Genomic DNA, 1520 nt, shown 5'->3' on the forward strand with positions numbered 1-1520 from the left:
CTTCGAATTTGTCTTTGATCTGTTGTACAATTTCTTGGGAGTTGGGGGTCATGGCAGTCTCCTGGCGTTATTTTTGTGGTACAGACATTATGCCTGAAATTGCCACCCCCAACTCCTTCAACCAAAATGAGTCACACCCAACTCTTTTGCCGTCTTGTAGTCTGCCGAAAAGAACGCCGCCATCGCCCCGTTTTGCAGAGGCCCCTCCAGATCAGGTTCAAGTGCCAGAACCTTCTTGTACTCCACGAGGGCCTCGGCATATTTCTTTTGCTCTAAGAGAGCATTCGCCGTCGAGAAAATCTTGTCAAGATCGGGTTTGCTATCTTGGGCACAAACAGAGATGGGCAAGAGTAAAAGTGAGAGCGTGATGAGAGTCAGAAATTTATGCATTAGAATCCTCCGTAATGGTTTTTTAGTTCCCAAGTTTCGCTGAGTCCTTCAGAGTTTAAAGCCCCGCATCGAAGAGAGCTTGGGTGTCCAGAACAAACCCTGGTAGCTCCGGCGAGCAGTCCAGGGTGATGGGGTTGCTGAGAACTTGGGCAGCTTGCCCGAACCGATAGACATGCACCTTGCGCTCTTGGGGATCGAGCAAGACACCGAGCCGCACCCCGACACTTGCCCACTCCGCCATCTTGTCCTGAAGCGTCTTAAGGCGATCCGACGACGACCGTAGCTCAAAGATCACCTCAGGCACCAGCGGGAGGAACTCTTGCTTCTGCTCCTCGGTGAGCGCATCGAGCTGGGATTTTCGCACCCAAGACGCATCCGGCGAGCGCATCGCGCCATTGGGAAGCTCAAAGCCCGCGCTCGAATCAAACGCAATTCCGCTGCCCTCGCGCAGTGTCCACATCGTTAGATATGCTGTGAGAAGGGCATTTTTCACCCCCGTTGATCCTTTGGTGGGCATCTCAATCACCAGCTCCCCGTGTGCCGTTCGCTCTATCCGCCAGTCTTTGTTATCATCACAAAACAGCCCGAAGTCGTGCCTATCGGTCAAGTTCAGTCCCCCACGCAGGCGCAGGTGCTGCCCCGTCTGGCCGAAGGGGAAAAGTAAGAACTGTGGCTCCGTGGTAAGTGCGGACATAGCGCTATTTTATCGCGCTTGCTTCTTGCCGTGCCGTCTCCGCTGCCTCCGTATTGCCTAGGGCCTCTTGGAGTTCTGCAAACAGTCCTCATGAAGATGCTTCACCACAGAGCATGAAAATCTGAGTTTAGCAAGGTAGCATAGGCAGGACGGACTGGCACAGAGGTCGTTTTTTCCTTGGTGATGCGATTCCGACAAACAGTCAGACCGGGGCACTTTTAAGCACCACCGATTGTCACATAGGCGTTTTATCCGGGGCGGGCTTATAGCACGCTCTATGCCTTAAGGACGCAAACCAGAATTTTTTAACACAGGTGCCCACGCAAGTCCGTCAAATGTAATATTCTCTTGAGGGGCTCACTTGAGATGCTCAAGAGGCAAGGAACCTTTATGGACACCTACTATTCCCATTGTGCAGGACTCGACGTTCACAAGA

The 1520-nt window shown here is 52.6% G+C and carries 2 protein-coding genes; both read right to left on the bottom strand.

Annotated elements, in window-relative coordinates:
* Positions 1–117 precede the first annotated feature (117 nt).
* Complete coding sequence (locus RMO15_RS14375; RefSeq protein ID WP_309713948.1) at positions 118–390, bottom strand: hypothetical protein; 273 nt, start codon at positions 388–390, stop codon at positions 118–120.
* Positions 391–445: 55 nt separating this feature from the next.
* Positions 446–1084: a Uma2 family endonuclease gene (locus RMO15_RS14380; protein WP_309713950.1), complete on the bottom strand. Its 639-nt coding sequence runs from the start codon at positions 1082–1084 to the stop codon at positions 446–448.
* Positions 1085–1520: the final 436 nt, after the last annotated feature.

Origin of the sequence: Armatimonas sp. (assembly GCF_031410135.1) — a bacterium.
Lineage (GTDB): Bacteria > Armatimonadota > Armatimonadia > Armatimonadales > Armatimonadaceae > Armatimonas.